Here is a 22,187-nt window from a genome sequence, read left to right on the forward strand (position 1 = left end):
GTCTCGGGGCCGCCCCGGTCCCGAGTCATCTGGTTGAGGAGGACAGGCGTGGGCATTCTGGAGGTCGCGGCGTTGGTCGCGGCGATCGCGTTCGCGATGCTGGTGTTGATCCTGACGCTGCCCATCCTGCGGCTGCGGCACACGGTGGACGCCACCACCCGGATGATCAACGACCTGAACGACCGGACCGGCCCGCTGCTCGGCGACGTCAACGCCACCGTGCGCAACGTCAACGTCACGCTGGAGCAGGTGCAGACGTCGCTGGACGGCGTGAACCTGCAACTGGCCAAGGTCGACACGATGACCAGCCACGCGCAGAACATCAGCGCCAACGTCGCCAACCTGGTCACCGTCGTTTCGGCCGCGGCGGCCAATCCGCTGGTCAAGGTGGCCGCGTTCGGCTACGGGGTGCGTAAGGCCGCGGCCACCCGCCGGCACGCGGAGACCGAGCGCGAGGTCCGCGACACCATCAAGGCTCAGCGGCGCGCCGCCCGGCGCGGGAACCGCTGAGGCGACGAAGGCGGAGGTACGAGCATGAGGCGCCTGTTCTGGCTGGGCATCGGACTGGCCGTCGGCGTGGTGGTGGTCCGCAAGGCGACCCGGGCAGCGCACGCTTACACCCCGGCCGGCATCGCCGACAACCTGTCGCAATCCGCTGGCAGCCTGGTCGAGGAGTTGCGTAGCTTCGTGGCGGACGTACGCGTCGGGATGGCCGAGCGTGAGCAGCAGATCCACGAGGCGTTCGCCCAGGGTGAGGCGTTCGACGACCAGTTCGCCGAGCTGCGGGAGGACCCGCGGATCGGTGACCGAGAGATCTTTCCGGAGGAACACCAGCGATGAAGACGGCGGAGATCAAGCGGCGGTATCTCGCCCACTTCGAGGCGAACGGCCATGCCGTGGTGCCGTCCGCTCCGCTGCCCGCCATCAGCGATCCGAACCTGCTGTTCGTCAACGCCGGTATGGTGCAGTTCGTCCCCTACTTCCTGGGCCAGCAGACGCCGCCGTACCCGCGCGCGGTAAGTGTGCAGAAGTGCATCCGCACGCCGGACATCGACGAGGTCGGCAAGACCAGCCGGCACGGCACGTTCTTCCAGATGAACGGCAACTTCTCCTTCGGTGACTACTTCAAGGCCGGGGCGATCCCGTTCGCCTGGGACCTGGTGACCAAGCCGATCGAGGCCGGCGGCTTCGGGCTGGACCCGGAGCGGATCTGGGCCACGGTCTACCTGGACGACGACGAGGCGTACGACATCTGGCTGCGTACCGGGGTGCCGGCCGAGCGGATCGTGCGCCGGGGCAAGAAGGACAACTTCTGGTCGATGGGGATCCCCGGTCCGGCGGGCCCCTGCTCCGAGCTGTACTACGACCGGGGCCCGGAGTACGGCGCCGAGGGCGGTCCGGAGGTCGACGAGGACCGTTACCTGGAGTTCTGGAACCTCGTCTTCATGCAGTACGAGATCGCCGACGTCCGGAGCAAGGAGGAATTCCGGATCGTCGGTGAGCTGCCGAAGAAGAACATCGACACCGGCATGGGCCTGGAGCGGATGGCCTCCATCCTCCAGGGCGTCGACAACCTCTACGAGATCGACGAGGTGCGGCCGATCCTGGACCGGGCGGCCGAGCTGACCGGCAAGCGGTACGGGGCGCACTCCGGCCACGCGGCCAACCAGTCGCACCCCGACGACGTCCGGCTGCGGGTGGTCGCCGACCACGTGCGTACCGCGCTGATGCTGATCGGTGACGGGGTGACCCCGAGCAATGAGGGCCGGGGGTACGTGCTGCGGCGGATCATGCGTCGGGCGATCCGCGCGGTGCGGCTCCTCGGCTGGCAGGAGCGGGCGCTGCCGGAGCTGCTGCCGGTGGCCCGGGACTGCATGGCCCCCTCCTACCCGGAGCTGGCCGCCGACTTCGACCGGATCTCCGCTTACGCCTACGCGGAGGAGGACGCCTTTCTCGCGACGCTGCGGGCCGGCACCACGATCCTGGACACCGCGATCGCCGAGACCCGCACCGCGGGCGGGCGGGCGCTCTCCGGCGAGAAGGCGTTCCAGCTGCACGACACGTACGGCTTCCCGATCGACCTGACCCTGGAGATCGCCGCCGAGCAGGGGCTCAACGTCGACCAGGAGGGCTTCCGCCGGCTGATGGCCGATCAGCGGGCCCGGGCCAAGGCCGACGCGCAGGCGCGCAAGACCGGGCACACCGACCTGTCGGCGTACCGCTCGGTGCTGGACAGCGGCGGGCCGGTGACCTTCACCGGCTACACCGAGGTCACCCGCGAGTCGACGGTACGCGCGGTGCTCGGCGCCGACGGCCCGCGCGCGGCGGCGGTCGAGGGCGACCTGGTGGAGCTGGTGCTCGACACCACCCCGTTCTACGCCGAGGGCGGCGGGCAGCAGCCTGACCACGGCATGATCACCGTCGGCGGCGGTCAGGTCGAGGTGCTCGACGTGCAGCAGCCGGTGCCGGGGCTGATCGTGCACCGGGCCCGGGTGATCCGGGGCGAGGTGCGGGCGGGGGAGACCGGCTACGCCGAGATCGACACCAGCCGCCGACGCGCCATCTCCCGGTCGCACACCGCGACCCACCTGGTGCACCAGACGATGCGTAACTTCCTCGGCGAGTCGGCCACCCAGGCCGGGTCGCTCAACGCGCCGGGCCGGCTGCGGTTCGACTTCAACACCGCGACCGGGGTGGCGCCGAGCGTGCTGCGCGACGTGGAACAGCAGGTCAACGAGGTGCTGCTGGCCGACCTGGAGGTGCACGCCTTCATCACCTCGCTGGACGAGGCGCGCCGCATCGGCGCCATGGCGCTGTTCGGCGAGAAGTACGGCGAGCAGGTCCGGGTGGTCGAGGTCGGCGACTACGCCCGCGAGCTGTGCGGCGGCACCCACGTGTCCCGCTCCGGCCAGCTCGGCCTGGTGAAGATCCTCTCCGAGTCCTCCATCGGTTCCGGCGTACGCCGGGTCGAGGCGCTGGTCGGCATGGACGCGTTCAACTTCCTGGCCCGTGAGCACCTGCTGGTGGCTCGGCTCGCCGAGTTGTACCGGGTCCCGTCCGAGCAGGTCGCCGACCGGGTCGAGCAGACGGTCACCCAGCTGCGCGACGCCGAGAAGGAGTTGGAGAAGCTGCGGGCCCAACTGGTGCTCGGCGGCGCGGCGGCGTTGGCGGCCCAGGCCAAGGACGTCCGTGGGGTGGCGTACGTCGGCACCGAGGCGCCCGAGGGGGCGGCCGGCAACGACGTGCGGACCCTCGCCCAGGAGATCCGGGGTCGGATCGATCCGGCCCGCCCCGGCGTGGTCGCGGTGGCGGCCCGCTCGAACGGCAAGGCGTCCCTGGTGGTGGCGGTCAACCCGGCGGCCCGTGGTCGCGGACTGGCCGCGAACGACCTGGTAAAGGCGGCCTTCTCGGGTCGCGGCGGGGGCAGCCCGGATCTTGCCCAGGGCGGCGGGCTGCCCGAGTCGGAGGTGCCGAACCTGCTGCTCACGGTCGAGAAGGCGATCGCCGAGGCGTGAGCGAGCGGATTCGATCCAGCGACCCGATGCGTGGACCAGGTGTGCGAGGCGCTCGTCCCGGTGGCGCTGCCGTGGCGCGGAGCGAGGCGGCGGCGTGAGTCACCCGCGAGGCGGGTCAGGGCGGACCGATCCGGTCCGCCCTGACCCGTCTGTGGGGGGAGGTGACGTGGCGTGACCGAGTTGTCCCGGGGCGTACGTCTTGGCGTTGACGTGGGTCAGGTCCGGGTGGGGGTGTCCCGGTCCGATCCGCACGGGGTGCTCGCCACCCCGCTGGTCACCCTCGCGCGGGAGCAAAACCCCAGGTCGGACGCGGTGCCGTCGGATGTCGCCGAACTTGCCGCGCTGGTCGCCGAGCACGAGGCGGTCGAGGTGGTGGTGGGCCTACCGGTCAACCTCGCGGGTAAACATGGACCCGCAGCGGAGCATGTGAAGGCGTACGCTCGACTCTTGGCTGATGTGATATCGCCGGTACCGGTGACGCTGACCGACGAGAGGATGTCTACGGTCGTGGCGAGTCGCAGGCTTGCCGAGCGGGGTGTCCGGGGGAAGCGACAACGCGCGGTGGTCGACCAGGCCGCCGCGGTGGAGATTCTGCAGAGCTGGCTGGATGCACAGCGGAGGCGGACGCGATGATGGACGATCTGGATCTCGGGTTCGACGAGCGGGAGAGGGGGGAGAAGGGCAAGCACCGGCGGAACCGCAAGCGTGGCGGCGGTGGCCGGGGCAAGACAGTGCTGGCCCTGATGCTGGCGTTGGTGCTGCTCGGCGGCATCGGCGGCGGCGCCTACTACGGCTTCGACCGGATCCAGAACGCCCTCACCACGCCGGACTACGACGGTGCCGGCACCGAGGAGGTGACGGTCCAGATCCCGCAGGGCGCGTTCCTGGCGGACATGGCCCTCGTGCTCTACGAGGCCGACGTGGTCAAGAGCACCAAGGCGTTCGTCAACGCCGCCAACGACAACTCCCGCAGCCGCAACATCCAGCCCGGCACCTACAAGCTGCGCAAGCAGATGAGCGGGGAGAGCGCGCTGGCCGCGATGCTCGATCCGGCCAACCGGATCGTAAACGGGATCACCATTCCCGAGGGGCGCACCGCCAAGAGCATCTACAAGCTGCTAAGCGACCACACCGAGATCCCGGTCAAGGAGTTCGAGGCCGCCGCGAAGGACCCGGAGAAGCTCGGCGTACCGGACTGGTGGTTCAAGCGCACCGACGGCAAGAAGGTCAAGAAGTCGATCGAGGGTTTCCTCTTCCCGGACACCTACGAGATCCCGCCGGACGCCACCGCCGAGACCATCCTCAAGCAGATGGTCGACCACTTCCTCACCGTCACCGGGCAGCTGGAGTTCGCCGACCGGGTGCAGAAGGACCGCGGCGGGATCAGCCCGTACGAGGCGCTGATCGTCGCGTCGCTGGCCCAGGCCGAGGCCGGCACCAAGAAGGATCTCGGCAAGGTGGCCCGGGTCGCCTACAACCGGGTCTACTCGGGCACGTTCGACTGTAGTTGCCTGGAAATGGACGTCACGGTCAACTACTACTTCGAATCGATCGGGCAGGAGGGCAAGACCTCCGGCCAGATGACCGCGGCCGATCTCGACAACCCGAAGAACCCGTACAACCGCAAGCTGCCGGGCATGGTCCCGACCCCGATCAACAATCCGGGCAAGGACGCCCTGGAGGGCGCGATGAACCCGCCGAACGGGGACTGGCTCTTCTTCGTGGCCATCGACAAGGCCGGCAACTCCGCCTTCACCAAGGACTTCAACCAGCACCTGAAGAACATCGAGAAGGCCAAGGAGGCCGGCGTCCTGTGAGCGGGGCCGCGCGGCGGGCGGCGGTGGTGGGCAAGCCGATCGCACACTCGCTCTCCCCGGCGATCCACAACGCCGGCTACGTCGCCGCCGGCCTCACCGGGTGGTCGTACACCCGGATCGAGTGCGCGGCGGCGGAGCTGTCGGCCGTGGTCGCCGGCCTGGGGCCGGAGTGGGCCGGGCTGTCGGTGACCATGCCGGGCAAGGAGGCCGCGCTCGGGGTGGCCGCCGAGGTCTCGCCGGTCGCCGCCGCGGTGGGTGCGGCCAACACGCTGGTACGCCGCCCGGACGGCTCCTGGTACGCGGACAACACCGACGTGACCGGCATGGTCGAGGTGCTGACCGAGGCGGGCGTACGCCCCGGCGCCACGGTGACCGTGCTGGGCGCGGGCGGCACCGCGCGGGCGGCTCTCGCGGCGGCGGCCCAGCTGCGCGCGGCGGGCGTGACAGTGGTGGCCCGCCGTCCCGAGGCGGTCGCCGAGCTGACCGTGGTGGCCGAGGCCCTGGAGCTGCGGCTGGCCGCCGCGCCCTGGTCCGAGGCAGCGGCACTGGCCGGCGCCGACGTGGTGATCTCCACGGTGCCGAAGGGCGCCGCCGACGACCTCGCCGGCACGGTGCGTTGGCGGCCGGAGACGGTGCTCTTCGACGCGATCTACGATCCGTGGCCGACCCCGCTGGCCGCCTCGGCCGGGGCGGCCAGCTGCCGGATCGTCTCCGGCCTGGACCTGCTGCTGGCCCAGGCGATCGGCCAGTTCGAGCAGTTCACCGGCGTCCCCGCCCCGCGTGCCGCGATGTCCGCCGCCCTGCCCCGGCCCTGACCGGTCGGCTCGGTGCCGGCGGCGGTTCAGCGGGTGGCGAACCCGCGTGGGGTGAGGTGGCCGCCTCGGGCCCGGCCGAACCGGTTCAAGGTGTGCACGGTGTAGGCGAAGACGGTGCCCGGTGCGTCCGGACCCTCGATCGACGCCTGCCGGGTGCCCAGATTGCTGGCGAGCGACACCAGTTTGCCGAGGGTGATGCTGTCGGCGCGGAACTGGGCCGAGGGAAGCGCGCTCTGCGCTGCCTGCAACGTCTGCACGTGCTGCTTCAGGCGCCGCGTCGCGCTCTCCTTGTCGTCCTCGTAGAGGTCGTCGAGGGCGTAGAAGGTGACCTCGCTGGTCCGCAGCCCGATGCCGTGGGTGAGCACGGTCTCCGCCGGGATCTCGCCGGCCGTGGCGAGCTCCATCTCGACGCGGCGGTTGTCGCGGGCGAGCGTGTCGAGGTACTGGACGGTCGCCCTGCCGAACGGGCCGTCCGGCGTGGGGTCGGGGAGTTGGAGTTCCACGACGACCCAGTACGTCTCGCCGTACGCGAGGTCCGGGGCGAAGATGCGGATGCCGTGCTCGTCGCGGATCAGGTCGGGCAGGTTCTCGACCCGGTATTCGTCGCGGGAGCGCTGCCGCGCGGCGGCCGCCTCGGCGTGCACCGCCGCCCGGCCCGCCGGGTCGGTGACCAGATCGTGGCCGTAGATGTGCCAGAGCGTGGTCTCCGGCGGGAGATCGATCCGCAGCTGGATGTTGATCGCGGCCAGATTGTCCCGCCGGGCCAGCTCCTCGGAGAGCGTGGCGGTGACGTCGGTCGCCTTCGTGACGAAGCTCCAGTGCCCGCCGCTGACCCCGGCCAGGGCGCGCAGCTCGGGCACCCGGGCGTCGGAGCCGAACCCGAAGCAGGAGAGCGTGACGTCGCCCCGCATCCGGGCGGCGACGTTGGCCCGAATGGTGATCCAGTTGGTTTCGCCGGAGGTCGGGTCCCCGTCGGAGAAGAGGTAGACGCGGTTCACCGTGCCGGGTGCGGAGTGCCGCTCGATCTCGTCGAACGCGAACGACAGCCCGAGGTTGAGATCGGTGCCACCGGCGGCCCGCAGGCCGGCGAGGAGTTGCCCCAGCCGGTCGTCGGAGAGGTCGGCCTTGCGGGTCGCCTGGAGCAGGGTGCGTACCTGCTCGTTGAAGACGATGATGCCGAGGACGTCGCTCTCCCGCAGTTGGGCGTACAGCTCACGGATGGCGACGATGGCGTCGTCCAGCTTCTCGCCCGTCATGGAGTAACTGACATCGACGGCGAAGACGAAGTTCACCGAGAGCGGCGTACCGGTCGGTTGATCCGACGGTGCCGCGGGCCCGGCGCGCAACGCGATCTCGACCAGGTGGGTGGTCCGCTCGTACGCCGTGAACGAGCCGGGCACGGCGGTCGAGCCGTGGCTCACGGCGACCGCGCTGCCCGGTGCCGGTACCGGGATGCGGTCGGTGTCGGCGGCGATGAAGTCGTCGAAGCGGATGCGGGTCTGGTCGATGAGTACACCCTGCTCGATCAGGTCCGCGATGCCGAGCGCCGGCCGGGTGCCGTAGGCGTTGTTCCGCCGGATGAACAGACCGTCGTGGGGCAAGGGCCCGGTCCGGCGCGCGGTCGGGGTGTCGCGCGGTGTCGACGAACTCGCCCGGATTCCCGCTGAGCGGGCCCGATCAACAGGGCGCCGGTGGTCTGACGCCGACCGGGGCGCGCTCTGCTGCCAATGGTGGACGACTTCCTCTGCCGCGAGCGGTGCCCGCACCTCATCGTCGCGAATGCGGGCGACGGACGCGTTTGTCAGCGACGTCGACTCATCCGGGGGCATGGATGTCATGGCCCCGCCTGCGGTCTCGTCCTCCCAGATCATGCGTTCGAGCAGGAGAAGCAGCCAGTCGCCGTCGGCACCGAGAAATACGATCTGTGACGCGTACAGGAGGCTCTGCAGGAATGCGTGCCACAGGTCGGCCGGCCGCTCTCCTGGGTCGGTGAGGAATTCCCGCAGGGCGGCGAGCCACTCGCGCTCCGGCAACCGGCCGGGTGGGCCGAACAGCAACGTCCGGTCGCTGTTCCAGATGAGTTCACGCATCCGGTGCGCCGACGTCATGGCCACGCCCCGATGCTCGTCGTGGCGGGCCGAGTCCGGGCACACCGGCACGATCGCCTCGCCGACGAGCTGCCAGCCCTGCGCGTCGGCCAGCGCCCGGTACCTCCAGGTCGCGCGCTCGCGCCGGGCGTCGTCAGCGAACTCGTGACACGGCAGCAGGACGACGAGGACGGCGGACCGGTCTTGCTCGCCGGTGCTGGACATCGGAGCCTCCTCAGCGCGAGTCGAACTCAGGTAGGGGACAGAGTCGGGTCAGTTCGGTCTCCGAGCGGATTCCTGGCGCGAGCAGCCCGCGCCGATCGAGGCAGCGGGTCCAGGCGTCCAGCTCGGAATCCAGCCCCCGGGCCGCCGCGACCAGCTTCGTCGCGGCGGCCCGGTCGGCCGGGTCGTTGGTCAGCAGGAGCTGACTGATTTTGGCGCAGATGCTCGGCGCGTGCTGCCCGTCCCGCGCCAGCGCCTCGTCCAGGTACGCCGCCGCGACGTGCCAGTTGCCCCGGACCCGCGCCGCCTGGGCACGCCAGAACCAGAATTCGGCGTCGCGGGCCTCCGCCGGTACCCGGGCCAGCGCCCGGTCGGCGCCGTCCGGATCGCGTACGCCGAGCCGCTGCCGGACCTCGGCGAACCGCGGGGCCGTCTCCTGCGCCAGCGGCAGCCCGAAGCGCTTGACGACGGTGTCGATCGGCACCGCGTAGAGCACGGTGGTCGCCGTCCGTCCCGGCGTGTTCCGCTGTCGACTGTGGACCTGCTCGCAGAGGACGCCGAGCACGGTGCCGGGGCGCTCCCGTAGCCGTACCGCGCTGCCGGAGTAGCCACCGAAGTCGCCGAGCGCCTGGTCCACGTCGAGCTGGAGCATGGCGACCGGCGCGCCGCCGGCGTTTACGATGTCCCGGCGGGTGGCGGCGACCCGGCCGCTTAACTGCGGATCGTTGGTGGCCGGCCGGCTGGTCACGATCCACCTGGTGTCCACGCCGGCGGTGCCGGTGCGGACGGCGCGGGCGGTCGCGGTGGCCAGCCACAGGACGGCGACGTCCAGGTCCGCCGCGTACTCGACGCGCTCGACCGGCACTGCCGCCGGCTGGCCACCGGTCCGGACCTGGATCTGGGTGGCCGGCCTGCCGCCCAGCACGTGGGCTGCGGTGACGGCGACCGCCGGCAGACAGAGGAAGGCGCTGCCGGACGCCCGCCCGTCCGGCTGCAACAGGATGGTCGCGTCCGTCATGGGGTGCGCTGGAAGGTGACCGTCACCTCGAACGTCGCCTCGGCCGAGGCCCTGCTCAGCACGACGCCGGCCTCCGCGACGAGCGCGACACCGAAGGTGGCGGAGACCTCGGCCAGCCGCCAGTCGTCGACCGCCTCCAGTTCGGGCAGGCTCGCGGCAACGGCCCGGGCCCCGTCGACGACCGCGGCGCGGACGTCGTCCACGCGCTGGCCCAACCGTTCCGTCAGCCCCTCGCCCCAGCTGATCTCGCGCCCACTGCGCAGTTCGACGACCCGCACGCGGGTGTCCGGATCCACATCACCCATCAGGTTGCACCCACTTCGGCTGATCTCGCCACGGTGCCACCATTGTTCATCCGACGATGGAGTTGTTCGATACCGGTTCTCGGTCAGAACCCGGACATCTGGCTGTCTCGGCGCAGGAGGTGGGGGTGCGGGAAAGAAGAGCCTGGGTGCCGGGCGTGGTGGGGGTGGTGCTGGGATCGGCGGTGCTGCTCGGGGCGGACGCACCGTCGAGCCGGAGCGTGCCCACCCCGGTGGGGGCGCAACGGTGCGGAGCGGTTTCGGCGAAGCTGGTGCCCTCGTGCGGTGCCTGGTGGGGGATGTACTCGCGGACCGACCCGGCGACCTGGGACCACGGCCGGGCCATCACCGACGTGGAGGCGCAGGTCGGGCGGAGGTTCGACATCGTGCACCGGTACCACGACTTCTCCAACGCCGGCAGCAACGGCGCCTTCCCGGACGCCTATCAGCAGCGGCAGATGCGCGAGGGACGGATCATGTTCTTCGCCTGGGAGACCCGGATCTTCTCCTCCGGTGCCGTGTTGACCTGGCGTGATGTCTACAGCGGACGGTACGACGCGACGATCGACGCGGTGGCCGGGCGGATCCGGGCCGCAGGTGTGCCGGTCTTCCTCGGCTTCGACCACGAGCCGGAGGACGAACCGGCAAAGGGCAGCGACGCGGACTTCGTCCGGGCCTGGCGCCACGTGCACGACCGGTTCGCGGCGGCGGGGGTCGGCAACGCGGTCTGGGTCTGGACGGTGATGGGCTGGTCCGGCCACTACGACAGGTACGCCGACCTCTACCCCGGTGACCGCTACGTCGACTGGGTGGCCTGGGATCCCTACAACTTCCACGCCTGCACCGGCAACCCGGACTGGAAGAGCCCGAGCGAGACCATCGGCCCCTTCTATCGCTGGCTGGACGAGCAGGGCATCGGTGCGGGCAAGCCGAGAATGCTCGCCGAGTTCGGCACGAACTTCGACGTCGGCGACCCGACCGCCAAGCGGCGCTGGTTCGAGCAGTTCCCGGCGGCGCTGCGCGCCCATCCCAGGATCAAGGCGGCGATCTACTTCAACTCGCCGGGCGTGACCCGGACGACGAGCACCTGCGACATGACCATGAACCACGACCCGGCGGCACTTGCCGGGTTCGCCGCCGCCGGGCGCGACGGCTACCTGCGGCAGCCCACGAGCGGGCGCTGAGCTGGTGCGGAGCATGGTTCGGGCCGAGATCGCGGCGGCGTCGGTGTCCGGTTCCGGATTCGCTAAACGACCAATCGGCTGATATCGCCCTCCGTGGTCGACGGGGGACGCTACGTGAATAGTCGTCCACTCTGGAGGCGTAGCGTGCCCAGAATTTCCCTGCCGTGGCCCTCGGCCCGCCGAGCCCGGGTCCGGGCCGCCGTGGTCGCGTCGGTGACCGTCGCGGTCGCGCTGGTCGTACCCACCGCGACAGCCACGGCGGCGGTGGTGCCGGTGCCCGCCCCCGGCACCCTGGTCTCGGTGGACCCCGCCGACCACACCCCGCACGCTCGCGACGGAGAGGCCCGTGCCTTCGCCCAGGTGGGCGAGACGGTCTTCGTCGGTGGCAGCTTCACCCAGATCCGGCAGACGGCCAGCTCGCCGTGGATCGCCCGGCCCTACCTGTTCGGGTACCACCGCACCACCGGGACGATCTCCACCACCTTCCTGCCGGCGCTCGACGGCGCGGTCAACTCACTCGTCGCCGGTCCGGGTGGCACGTTGATCGTCGGCGGGGCCTTCAAGAACGTCAACGGCGTCGCCCGGCGCAACCTGGTGGCCCTCAACCCCACCACCGGCGCGACCCTCGCCAGCTGGGTCGGCCGTTCCGACGGCGGGATGATCCGCGACATGGTGCTGTACCAGAACCACCTCTACCTGGCCGGCGCCTTCAACTGGATCAACGGTGTGGCGCACTCCGGCCTGGCCCGGCTGAACGCCACGACCGGCGCCGTCGACCCGGCCTTCGCCGTCGACGCGACAGTCGGCCGGCACGGCACCGGGTCGTACGCCTGGACCATCGACATCACCCCGGACGGCCGCACCCTTGTCGCCGGGGGGAACTTCCAGTACGTCGGCGGCCAGCCCCGCAACCAGCTGGCGCTGATCTCCCTCACCGGTACGCCGAGCGTGCTCGACTGGAGTTCCGAGAAGTTCGTGCCGCCGTGCGCGGCACCGGAGACGTTCACGCATTACGTGCAGGACGTCCGCTTCGGCGGCAACGGAAGCTGGTTCGTGGTCGGCACCAACGGCGGCGCGGGTTGGCCGGCCGCCTACTGCGACGCGCTGGTCCGCTTCGAGACCGCCGCCCGGGGCACCAACCAACTGGGCACCTGGGTCAACTACACAGGCAACGACACGATCACCTCGATCGAGGTGGCCGACAACATGATCTACCTCGGCGGGCACTTCCGCTGGCTGAACAACCCGAATGCCAGCGACGCGGCCGGGCCCGGTGCCGTCGACCGGCTCGGCATCGCCGCGGTCAGCCCGGCCACCGGCATGCCGGTGAACTGGAACCCCGGCCGCCGGGGCGGCAGCTCGCTGCCGGCGGGCGCCAGCAACTGGGGCTCGCAGGTCCCGGTGCTCTGGCGGGGCAGCGACGGACTGTACTTCGGGCACAACTCCGACGGGATGGGCAACGAGTACCACGGTCGGCTCGGGGTCTTCCCGCTGGCCGGCGGGCGCAGCGTCGTCCTGCGCAACCCGCCCACCGCGACCACCGGTCACCTTTATCTGAGCGTCGGTGAGGGGCAACTCGCCAAGGTCCCGTTCAACGGCACGACCCTCGGCACCGCCACCACGGTCAGCCAGCCGAACTACACGCAGGCGGGGGCGACCTGGCGGGTGGACGACCGGATCTACTGGTCGCACCGGGTGGCGGGTACGCCGACCGGTAGCCGGATCGACATCTCGATGTTCAACGGTGGTGCCATCGGGGTGCCCTGGGAGTCCTCCGGCTACAACGACTGGTTCAATCCGGCGCAGCTGACCGGCGCCTTCTACCTCGACGGGCGTCTCTACTACACGCGCAGCGGCGCGAACGGGTTGTACTACCGCTACTTCGAGCCGGACGGGAACTACCTCGGTGCCACCGAGTTCAGCCTGCCCACCACCGGGGTCACCTGGTCGTCGGTGCGGGGCCTGGCCTGGGTAGGCGGGCGGATCGTCCACGGCGCGACCGACGGCAACCTGCGCAGCCTGCCCTTCGACCCGACCCTGGCACCCGCGTCGGTCGTCGACGGCACCCAGAGCACGTTGCTCAGTCCCGCGAGTGCGGGGTTAAGCTGGGCCACGCCATCGATGTTCTTCTCCGTGCAGTGAGAAGCGACGGAGACCGCCGCACCGGAAGACCTGACCGACGGTGAAGCAGCATGACTGACGCAGCGCACGGCCCGTGGCGCGCGCCGCCACCCGCGGGCGAGGGCACGTCCGAGCGGACGCTTACCCTGAGCGACCTGATCCGCGTACCGCTGCACCGGATCGGGCTGGTGGCGGCGACTGCGGCGGTGGGCCTCGTCGTCACGCTCGGATACCTCGTCCTGGTGCCCGGCCGGTACACCGCGAGCGCGGTGGTGGCGGTCCGCCCGGTCGTCACCGATGCCTTCAGCCCCAGCGGGGCCGCCGCCGACCGCGCGGTGAACATGAACGTGGAGAGCGGCATCGCCACCGGGACGGAGGTGGTGCGGCGGCTGGCCGAACGCAACGGACAGGAGCAGGGCGACGTACGGGACGCCCTGGTGGTCGAGGTGCCGACCGGCGGACAGATCCTGCGCTTCTCCTACGGAGCGCGCTCGATCGACGAGGCGGTACGCAACGTGAACCTTGCCGCGGAGTCCTACCTGGACGTCCGGCGCTCGATGTACGAGCGGCAGCGCAACGAGATGCTCCGCTCCTACGACGAGAGCATCGCCAAGGTGACCGCCCAGCAGGCGGCGGTGCGCAAGCGGATGGCGAGAACCGGTCCGGACAGCGGCGACGCGGCCGCGGCCGAACTCACCGGCCTCAACAGCCAGCTGACCCAGCTGAACTCGGCGCGCAGCGAGATCGCGGCGGTGGACGTCAACCCCGGCTGGGTCACCCGGGCCGCCGAGCCGGCGATGGTCTCGCCCGGTGGCGGCCGGCAGGCGCTGCTCCTGCTGGCGGGTCTGCTCGGCGGCGCGCTCGTCGGCGTGGTGCTCGCGTACGCCTGGGAAGCGGCGGACCGGCGGGTCCGCTCGGCCGACGACGCGCGACGCGTCAGCGGGCTGACCCTGCTCGGCACGGTCCGGGGTCGGGGCGGCATCGCCGGCCGCCGAAGCCCCGTCGACGCCGACATCAGATACGTCGCCATGGCGATCGCCGAGCGGATCCACCAACCGGCCCGGGTCACCCTGCTGAGCGCCCGGGAGGACCCCACCCCGATCACCGCCCGGCTGGCAGTCGCGCTCGCGGTCGCCGGGCGGGAGGTCTTCGTCGCCGACGACAGCGGGCGGCTGGACCGCCTCCGCGACGCGGTGCTCGCCGACCGGGAGCGGCTGCCGGCGTACGTCGACCCGACGCGGCAGCCGCTGCCGAAACCGCGCCCACCGACCGAGATCGACGGGGTCACCGAACGGATCGGGCCGGTCCGTCGCCGCCCCTCGCCCTACCCGGCCGGTACGCGCACCCCGGTCGACCCGGACGCCACCCTCACCCTGCCCCGGCCGGTGACCGCCGTGGACGGGCCGAACGGCCGGGACACGGCCGACGGTGCGCTTCGGGTGGGCGCCGGCCAGATCCTGCTCGGCACGTTCCGGCAGGGTGCCCACCAACCCCTGCTGCTGTTCAACGCGCCGCCGGCCGAGTCCGACGAGCGGGGGGTCGCGGTGGCCCGCCAGGGCAGCGCGGTGGTGGTGGTCGAGCGGGACCGGACCCGACAGAGCGAGCTGCGCCGGCTGGTGGAGCGTCTGCGGGCCGCCGGGGTGAACACGCTTGGCTTCGTGCTGACCCGCGACGGGCGGGGCTGATCGGTGCCCGGCACCCGCGCGCCGGCGGCGACCGCACCGCCCGGCGACGGGCAGCCGGCGCCCGGGTGGCCGGAGCCGCCCCGGCCCGCGCCCCGGCTGCCCGGCTGGCCGCTGATGCTGATGTTCGGCCTGGTGCCGCTCTGGTGGTCGCTCGGCGCCTTCTATCTCGCCTGGTCGCTGCTCGGCCTGGTGCTGTTCGCGATGCTGGTGCTGCGGGGACGGGTACCGCTGCCGCCGGCCACCGGCGTGTGGCTGCTCTTCCTGGCGCTCGTCGGGCTCAGCGCCACCCGGCTGCCGGCCGCGGTCGCGCTTGCCCCGTTCGGGTTGCGGCTGGGCTTCTACGTCACCGCCCTGGTGGTCGGCGTCTACGTGTACACGTGGGCGCGGGAGAGCGCCGATTCCGCCCGGGTTCTGCTGCCGCTCTGCGCGTTCTGGCTCGGTCTGGTCGGGCTGGGCTGGCTGGGCGTGCTGATGCCGCGGTTGGCCCTCACCACCCCGGTCGAACTGCTGCTGCCCGACGGGTTGGCCGGGCACGGGTACCTGCGGGACCTGGTGCACGTCACCGCCACCGAGTACAGCCTGCGGTCGGCGGATCCGGTCTACCGGCCGGCGGCGCCCTTCCCGTACACAAACAACTACGGCAGTGCGTACGCGATGACGCTGCCCTGCGCGGTGGCGTTCACCATGCTGCGCCGGCGGGGCGTCCTGCGCTGGGTGGTGCTGGCGTCGCTGCCCCTGTCGCTGGTGCCCGCCTTCCTCACCCTGAACCGGGTGATGTTCGCCAGCCTCGGGGTGGGACTGGCGGTGCTCGGTGCGCGGGCCGCGCTGCGCGGCAACGTCCGGGTGGGGCTCTCCGTGCTCGGTGTGCTCGCCGCCGCCCTGCTCACCACCTTCTTCATCCCGGTCGCCAGGTTGATCGGTGAGCGCGTCGCGGCCAGCGACACCAACGCCGACCGGTTCGCGCTCTACGCCGAGGTGGTACGCCGGATCGGCGCCTCGCCGTGGCTCGGCTACGGCGCGCCGGCCAGCTCGGACACCATCTCCGCGCAGGTGCCGATCGGTACCCAGGGCCAGCTCTGGATGGTGCTGTTCAGCCACGGCGTACCGGCGTTGGTCTGCTTCCTCGCCTGGTTCGTGGCGGCCACCGTGATCTGCGCCCGGGCCACCGGCGCCGCCGGGCAGTGGCTCGCCGTGGTGCCGGTGATCTGCCTGGCGCAGATCCCCTTCTACGGCATGGCCAGCCCGACCCTCTCCGTCGCCTGGTTCGCCATCGCCCTGGCGATGGCGCTCGTCGCGCGGGAGGCGACGGCGCGCCCCGGCCCGCCCGCACCGGCGGCGGTGCCCGGATGAACACCCCGTCGTGGGCAGCCGTCGGCGTCCCGCCGCACCGTTCCGACGACGCCGCGCCGGCACCCGACGGCCCTGGGTCGGCAGCCGACCGTTCCGACGGCGGGGCTGCGGGGGAGACCCGCCGCAGTGCCCGTACCGCCTCGGCCAGCCTGCTCGGCGCGGCGGTCAACGGGCTGCTCGGCTTCCTGCTGGTGGTGGTCATCACCCGGGGCTACGGCGCCAGCGGGTCCGGCGCGTTCTTCGCGGCGATCGGGATGGTGACGGTGGCCGCCGCGTTCTGCACCCTGGGCGCGGAGACCGGGCTGATCTGGCTGCTGCCGCGCCGACGCATCGGCGTCTCGGGTGACGCGGCCCGGCTGCTGCCGGTGGCGCTGCTCCCGCCCCTGGTGGTGGCCGCCCTGGTCGGCGTCATCGGGCTGCTGGCGGCCGAGCCGGTCGCCGACCGGCTGCTCGGCACCGCCACCGTCGACGGTGGCCTGCTCGTCGCGCTGAGCGGTGCCGCGGTTCCCGTGGTGGTGGCGATGACGCTGCTGCTGGCGGCGCTGCGCTGCGTCCGACCGCTGCGCGCCTACCTGGCCGTGCAGTCGGTGCTGCTCCCGCTGGCCCGGCCCGCGCTGGTCGGCCTGGTGGTGCTGGCCGGCTGGGGCCTGGTGGCCGGGCTGGCCGGCTGGCTGGTGCCGGCGGCGCTCACCCTGCTGCTCTGCCTGGGCCTGGTCGCCGGTCCGCTCGGCGTCGGCCGGGGAGCCCCGCTCCGACCGGCACCGGCCGACTGGCGCACCTTCTGGCGCTTCGCCCTGCCCCGGTCCGCCTCGGCGGCGATGGACGCCGGCGCGGTCTGGGTGGGTGTGCTGCTCACCTCGATGCTCGCCGGGCCGGCCGAGGCCGGTGTCTTCGGCGCGGTCGGGCGCTACATCCTCGCCGGACAACTGGCCATGCAGGGGCTTCGGGTGGCGGTGTCGCCCCAGCTGTCCCGGCTGCTCGGTCAGGACCGGAGGGCGACGGCGGCAACCGTGCACCGGCAGATGACCGCCTGGGCGGTGCTGCTCTGCTGGCCGGTCTACCTGCTGCTGGCGCTGCACGGCGCGGCGTTCCTGGCGGTCTTCGGGGCGGATTTCGCCGCCGACGGCACCGTCGCGATGGCCGTGCTCGCGGTGGCGATGCTTGTGAACACCGGGGTCGGCAACGTGCAGAGCCTGCTGCTGATGAGCGGGCACAGCGGGCTGCACCTCGCCGCGACCTCCGCCGGCCTGCTGGCCACCGTCTCGCTCGGCCTGCTGACGATCCCCGGTCACGGTGCGACCGGAGCGGCGCTTGCCTGGGCGGCGGGGATCGTCGTGGAGAACCTGATCGCGTACCGCACCGCCCGGGCGGTGGTCGGCCAGCCACTCGTCGACGCGCCGGTGGTCCGCGCCGCCGGGCTGGTCGTGCTCGGGGTGGGCGGGCCGGCACTGCTTGGCCTGCTGGTGCCGGGACGCGGTCCGCTCGGCCTGGCGGTGGCGGTGGGGCTGCCGGCCGCCGGTTGCCTCGGCCTGCTGACCCTGCCCCGGGTACGCGCCGGCATCGGTGCGGCCCTGAGACAACTTCGCGGGCGCGGGCCCGCCGTCACGCCAGCGCCGTCGACGAGAGGAAGGTGAACGGTCGTGTCGTCGTTGCGGGACCGGGTCAAGCAGGTGATACCCACCCAGGTGCGGTACCGGGTGCGGGAGAGTCTGGTCGACTACGGCGTACGCACAAGTGACCGCCGGCCCTTGCCGGACTTTCTCATCATCGGCACCAAGCGGGGCGGCACCACCTCGCTGTGGAACTACCTCATCCGGCATCCGCTGGTGCCCCGGCTCTTTCCGGCCTGGAACGCGAAGTCGTCGCACTACTTCGTGGAGAACTGGCGTCGTGGCGAGGCGTGGTACCGCTCGCACTTCCCGACCGAACGCCAGCGGGACGCGCTGGAGCGCCGGCACGGTGGCTCGGTGCGGGTCGGCGAGGCGGCACCGCTGTACATGTTCCACCCGCTCGTCGCGGAGCGGGTCGCCGCGCTGATGCCTGCGGTACGGCTGATCGTGCTGCTGCGCGATCCGGTGGAGCGGGCGTACTCGCACTGGAAGGAACGGCGCGCCAACGGCGTCGAGCCGCTTGACTTCGCCGCCGCGCTGGCCGCCGAGCCGGCGCGTACGGCGGGGCAGCGGGACCGGCTGATCGCCGAACCGGACCAGGTCAGCCTCGCCTACGACTGGTACAGCTACCGGGCCCGGGGCCGCTATCTGGAGCACCTGGTGCCGTGGCTGGAGCGCTTCGACCGGTCCCAGTTCCTCTTTCTGCCCAGCGAGGACCTCTACCGCGACACCCGGTCGACCTTCCGGCGGACCCTGGAGTTCCTCGACCTGCCCCCGGTCGAGCCGGCCGACTTCACGGTCTACAACGGCAGCCACGCCGCTGCGCTGGAACCGGCGACGCGGGCCGAGCTGACCGAGTACTACCGGCCGCACAACGAGGCGTTGCGGCAGCGGCTGGGACTGGCTCTCGACTGGCCGGACCGGGTGCCGTGACGGCGGCGTGCGGTGCCACGACCGATCCCCGGTGCCGGGCCGACGGCTTGGGCTGGGTGAGCCGGGCACTCTTCGGCGAGGACCGGATCGCGCTGCGCCTGGGCGGCGGGCCGCCGGCCGGCTACGCCGTCGCCGCGCGGTACGCCGTCGTACCCTCGGTTGCCCGGGCCCGCTTCCTGCTGCCGCTCGGTGCCCCCCGGGTGACGGCGGCGGCGTTGCTTGCGTACAACGCGCTGCGGCCGGCGACGGTACGCCCGATCCGCGCCGCGCTCGGCGTCGCGGCCCGGATCGGCGTGGTGGAGCTGGCCCCGTTTCCCGTTCTGACCGTCGCCGTTCCGGCCGGGCTCGACCCGGCCGAGGTGCTCCTCGCCGACCGGCTCGCCGTCCTGCTCGGCGGCGGCGTGCGGTACGCGGCGTGTGGCGTCCGCCCGCCGGACCCGAACCACAAACCCACCCTGCAACTCTTCGACGCCGCCGGACGGCCACGCGGGTACGCCAAGATCGGTTGGAACCCGGCCACCCGGACCCTCGTCGCCACGGAGGCGGCGGCGCTGCGGACGCTCTCCGGAGTGGCCGGCGTGGCCGGTCACCCCCGCGTTCCCCGGCTGCTCGCCGAGGCCACCCTGGGTGGGCGGGCGGTGGCGGTGGTCGAACCGCTGCCCTCGGCGGTACGGCGGGTGCCGGCGGGCGCGCCGCCGGATCCGGCGGCGTTGCTCGCGGTGGCCCGCCGGCACCGGCCACCGGGTGAACCCCGACCGCTGGCCGGCTCCGCCTTCCTGGCCCGGCTGACCGCCGAGGCGCGTCGTGCCGCAGCCACGGACCCGGCCGGGACCCGGGCGGTGCGGGCCGTCGCCGCGTTGGCCCGCCGGTACGGCGACGTCACGGCAGAGTTCGGGCACTGGCACGGCGACTGGGTGCCGTGGAACCTCGGCCGGCACGGCGACGACCTGGTCGCCTGGGACTGGGAACACAGCGGGCCGGACGTGCCCGTCGGGTTCGACCTGGCCCACGACGCCTTCCACCGCGCGGTGGTGGGCCGCGGCGAGCCGGTCGCCTCGGCGGTCGGCCGGGTGGCGGCGGGGCTGGCCCGGCACGGTGCCCGGCTGGGCCTGGACCTTCGGCGGCAGCGGCTGGTGGTCGACGCGTACCTGGTGGAGCTCTGGCTGCGCACCTGGCGCCTGGCCGATGCCGGTGCCGGCTGGAACCACCGGCTGCATCCCGCGTTGCTGGACATCGTCGAACAACGCCTCGGCGACTGATCGGTGACAGCGAAGGGTGGAAAGGACGCCGCAAATGCGATAAGTGTCGATGGCTTGCCGAATCCCAAGCGAACTTTGTGGGGAGTCGCGTGGACACCAAGAAGAGGGAGCCCGGTGAACCGCCGCTGTTGCTGCTGGTCGGCTCCAGCGGTGGACATCTCGCCCAACTGCTGGCCCTGCGGCCCTGGTACGAGCAGCGGCGCAGATGTTTCGTCACGTTCGACACGCCGGACGCGGTGTCGCTGCTCGCCGGTGAGGAGGTGGTCCCGGCGTACCATCCGACCACCCGGAGCCTGCGCAACCTGCTGCGCAACGGGGTGCTGGCGGCCCGGGTGCTGCGCCGGCGGCGGGTCGCCGCGGTGGTCACCACCGGGGCGGGCCTGGCCGTCCCGTTCGTCGTCCTCGCCCGGCTGCGTGGCATCCCGACCGTCTACATCGAGGTCTACGACCGGATCGACACTCCGACGCTTACCGCCCGGCTGTGCCGGCCGTTCCTGGACGTGATGCTCGTGCAGTGGGAGGAGCAGCGCCGCCAGTATCCGGAGGCGATCGTCGTCGGGCCGCTGCTGTGACCGCTTTCCACCGGCCCGTCGACGGGCGACCCCAACTGCTGGCGGCCGTGGGCGCCGACAAGCACCCCTTCGACCGGCTCATCGACTGGCTGCGGCAGTGGTACGGCGAGGTGGCCGGTGAGGTCGTACTGACCGTGCAGCACGGCTACACCCGGGTCGCCGATCTGCCCGACGCGGTGCCGTTCCTGGGCCACGCCGAGTTGCAGAAGGCGATGGACCAGGCGGATCTGGTGGTGTGCCATGGCGGTCCGGCCACCATCCTGGAGGCCCGGCGGCACGGGCACCTGCCGATCGTGGTGCCCCGGGATCCAGCGCACGGCGAGCACGTCGACGATCACCAGCAGCTCTTCGCCCGCCGGCTCGGCGCGGCCGGGCTGATCGCGCTCTGCGAGTCCCGGCAGGACCTGCTGGACGCCCTGGCCGCCGGTCTCGCCGACCGCTCGCGGTTCACCGTGGCCCGCGACCTCGACTCGGTCGACAGGCAGCGGGCCACGGCGCGTCGGGTGGGCATGATCGTCGACGACCTGATCGCCAGCACGCGGTGCCGCCAACGACCCCGGTGGCCGCCCTGGCCCGGCCCGGCGCGCGACGGTGGTGGCCCGGCACCCGACGGAAGTGGCCCGGCGCGCGACGGAAGCGGCCCGGCGTGCGACGACGGCGGGCCGGTTGGCGGCGACGCGGGGCGGCAACCGTGAGCCGGTATCCGAGCGTCAGTGTCGTGGTGCCCACCCGGGACCGTCCGGAACTGCTGCCGGTTGCGCTCCGGGCGGCCGTGGCGCAGGACTACCCCGGACCGGTCGAGGTGGTCGTGGTCTACGACCAGTGCGAGCCGGACCGGCCACCGGTCGAGCTCTCCGGTTCGCACCGGCCGGTGCGGGTGGTGACCAACACCCGCACCCCGGGGCTGGCCGGTGCCCGCAACAGCGGTGTCCTGGCCGCCACCGGAGAGCTGATCGCCTTCTGCGACGACGACGACGAGTGGCTGCCCGGCAAGTTGCGCGCCCAGGCGGACGCCCTGGCCGCGTCCGGCGCCGCCTTCGTCACCTGCGGCATCCGGGTCAGCTACGACGGGCACACCGTCGAGCGGGTCCTGGACCGCGACTCGATCAGCCTGGCCGACCTGCTCCGGGACCGGATGACCGAACTGCACCCGTCGACCTTCCTCGTCCGGGCCGACGCGCTGCGCGACGGAATCGGGCTGGTCGACGAGGAGATTCCGGGCGGCTACGCCGAGGACTACGACTTCCTGCTCCGGGCCGCCCGCACCGCCCCGCTGCTCAACCTGCGCGCCGCGTACGTGCTGGTGCGCTGGCACCGGCGGTCGTACTTCGCCCAGCGCTGGGAGACCATCGCCAGCGCGTTGCAGTGGCTGCTGGAGCGTCATCCCGAGTTCGCCACCGAGCCGTCCGGCCAGGCCCGGGTGGCGGGACAGATCGCCTTCGCCCGCGCCGCCTGCGGCGATTCCCGGGCTGCGCTGCGCTGGGCCCGACGCACCATTCGCGGCAACCCGTGCGAGGCCCGGGCCTACCTGGCGTTGGCGGTGTCCGGGCGGCTGGTCCGCCCCGACACGGTGCTGCGCGCCCTGCACCGGCGCGGTCGGGGCATCTGACCGGGCGCACACCGACCGCCCGCTGTGACCGCCCGAGCCTGTCCTGGCTGTTGACAGGGTCTTCCTTCTCGGTGACGATGTGCCGTAC

At 72.3% G+C, this 22,187-nt stretch carries 19 protein-coding genes; 16 read left to right on the top strand and 3 right to left on the bottom strand.

Features of this window, described 5'->3' with window-relative positions:
* Positions 1–48 precede the first annotated feature (48 nt).
* From AC507J_RS17015 to AC507J_RS17040, 6 genes are all read left to right on the top strand, one after another.
* Positions 49–510, top strand: coding sequence for a DUF948 domain-containing protein (locus AC507J_RS17015; RefSeq protein ID WP_496290127.1), 462 nt, complete (start codon positions 49–51; stop codon positions 508–510).
* 24 nt (positions 511–534) lie between these two features.
* On the top strand, positions 535–840 hold the full coding sequence (locus AC507J_RS17020) for a hypothetical protein (protein ID WP_496290128.1): 306 nt from the start codon (positions 535–537) through the stop codon (positions 838–840).
* Positions 837–3,515 carry an alanine--tRNA ligase gene (gene alaS / locus AC507J_RS17025; protein ID WP_496290129.1) on the top strand — a complete coding sequence of 893 codons (2,679 nt, stop codon included), beginning with the start codon at positions 837–839 and terminating at the stop codon, positions 3,513–3,515. Before AC507J_RS17020 ends, alaS begins: the two co-directional genes overlap by 4 nt.
* Positions 3,516–3,686: 171 nt before the next feature.
* Positions 3,687–4,148 (top strand): Holliday junction resolvase RuvX, encoded by a 462-nt coding sequence (ruvX, locus tag AC507J_RS17030; protein WP_496290130.1) that lies wholly within the window; start codon positions 3,687–3,689, stop codon positions 4,146–4,148.
* The gene (mltG, locus tag AC507J_RS17035; RefSeq protein ID WP_496290131.1) at positions 4,145–5,332 is read left to right on the top strand and encodes an endolytic transglycosylase MltG; all 1,188 of its coding nucleotides are present in this window, start codon (positions 4,145–4,147) and stop codon (positions 5,330–5,332) included. Before ruvX ends, mltG begins: the two co-directional genes overlap by 4 nt.
* The gene (locus AC507J_RS17040; RefSeq protein ID WP_496290132.1) at positions 5,329–6,147 is read left to right on the top strand and encodes a shikimate dehydrogenase; all 819 of its coding nucleotides are present in this window, start codon (positions 5,329–5,331) and stop codon (positions 6,145–6,147) included. The genes mltG and AC507J_RS17040 overlap by 4 nt, the downstream gene beginning before the upstream one ends.
* Before the next feature lie 26 nt (positions 6,148–6,173).
* Here the strand turns inward: AC507J_RS17040 and AC507J_RS17045 are convergent, their stop codons facing one another.
* From AC507J_RS17045 to AC507J_RS17055, 3 genes are read right to left on the bottom strand one after another with little or no spacing between them, the layout of a single operon-like run.
* On the bottom strand, positions 6,174–8,459 hold the full coding sequence (locus tag AC507J_RS17045; protein WP_496290133.1) for a VWA domain-containing protein: 2,286 nt from the start codon (positions 8,457–8,459) through the stop codon (positions 6,174–6,176).
* Positions 8,460–8,469: 10 nt separating this feature from the next.
* A complete protein-coding gene (locus tag AC507J_RS17050; protein WP_496290134.1) occupies positions 8,470–9,474 on the bottom strand; it encodes a hypothetical protein in 1,005 nt (334 codons plus the stop codon).
* Complete coding sequence (locus AC507J_RS17055; RefSeq protein WP_496290135.1) at positions 9,471–9,779, bottom strand: CU044_2847 family protein; 309 nt, start codon at positions 9,777–9,779, stop codon at positions 9,471–9,473. Before AC507J_RS17055 ends, AC507J_RS17050 begins: the two co-directional genes overlap by 4 nt.
* Positions 9,780–9,904: 125 nt before the next feature.
* On the opposite strand from AC507J_RS17055, the gene AC507J_RS17060 reads away from it, so the two are divergent.
* From AC507J_RS17060 to AC507J_RS17105, 10 genes are all read left to right on the top strand, one after another.
* Positions 9,905–10,960 carry a glycoside hydrolase family 26 protein gene (locus tag AC507J_RS17060; RefSeq protein ID WP_496290136.1) on the top strand — a complete coding sequence of 352 codons (1,056 nt, stop codon included), beginning with the start codon at positions 9,905–9,907 and terminating at the stop codon, positions 10,958–10,960.
* Positions 10,961–11,161: 201 nt separating this feature from the next.
* Complete coding sequence (locus tag AC507J_RS17065; RefSeq protein WP_496290256.1) at positions 11,162–13,102, top strand: hypothetical protein; 1,941 nt, start codon at positions 11,162–11,164, stop codon at positions 13,100–13,102.
* Between the two features lie 50 nt (positions 13,103–13,152).
* Entirely contained in the window at positions 13,153–14,766 is a 1,614-nt protein-coding gene (locus tag AC507J_RS17070) for a lipopolysaccharide biosynthesis protein (RefSeq protein WP_496290137.1), read from the top strand.
* 114 nt (positions 14,767–14,880) lie between these two features.
* On the top strand, positions 14,881–16,116 hold the full coding sequence (locus tag AC507J_RS17075) for an O-antigen ligase family protein (protein ID WP_496290257.1): 1,236 nt from the start codon (positions 14,881–14,883) through the stop codon (positions 16,114–16,116).
* Positions 16,113–17,750 carry a lipopolysaccharide biosynthesis protein gene (locus AC507J_RS17080; protein WP_496290138.1) on the top strand — a complete coding sequence of 546 codons (1,638 nt, stop codon included), beginning with the start codon at positions 16,113–16,115 and terminating at the stop codon, positions 17,748–17,750. The genes AC507J_RS17075 and AC507J_RS17080 overlap by 4 nt, the downstream gene beginning before the upstream one ends.
* Positions 17,751–17,756: 6 nt before the next feature.
* A complete protein-coding gene (locus AC507J_RS17085; RefSeq protein ID WP_496290139.1) occupies positions 17,757–18,659 on the top strand; it encodes a sulfotransferase domain-containing protein in 903 nt (300 codons plus the stop codon).
* Entirely contained in the window at positions 18,656–19,918 is a 1,263-nt protein-coding gene (locus AC507J_RS17090; RefSeq protein ID WP_496290140.1) for a hypothetical protein, read from the top strand. Before AC507J_RS17085 ends, AC507J_RS17090 begins: the two co-directional genes overlap by 4 nt.
* Positions 19,919–20,007: 89 nt before the next feature.
* Positions 20,008–20,490, top strand: a complete 483-nt coding sequence (locus tag AC507J_RS17095) for a UDP-N-acetylglucosamine--LPS N-acetylglucosamine transferase (protein ID WP_496290141.1) — start codon at positions 20,008–20,010, stop codon at positions 20,488–20,490.
* On the top strand, positions 20,487–21,185 hold the full coding sequence (locus tag AC507J_RS17100) for a glycosyltransferase (RefSeq protein ID WP_496290142.1): 699 nt from the start codon (positions 20,487–20,489) through the stop codon (positions 21,183–21,185). The genes AC507J_RS17095 and AC507J_RS17100 overlap by 4 nt, the downstream gene beginning before the upstream one ends.
* The gene (locus tag AC507J_RS17105) at positions 21,182–22,099 is read left to right on the top strand and encodes a glycosyltransferase (protein WP_496290143.1); all 918 of its coding nucleotides are present in this window, start codon (positions 21,182–21,184) and stop codon (positions 22,097–22,099) included. The genes AC507J_RS17100 and AC507J_RS17105 overlap by 4 nt, the downstream gene beginning before the upstream one ends.
* Positions 22,100–22,187 lie beyond the last annotated feature (88 nt).

Source organism: Micromonospora sp. PRAS1 (genome assembly GCF_059553435.1).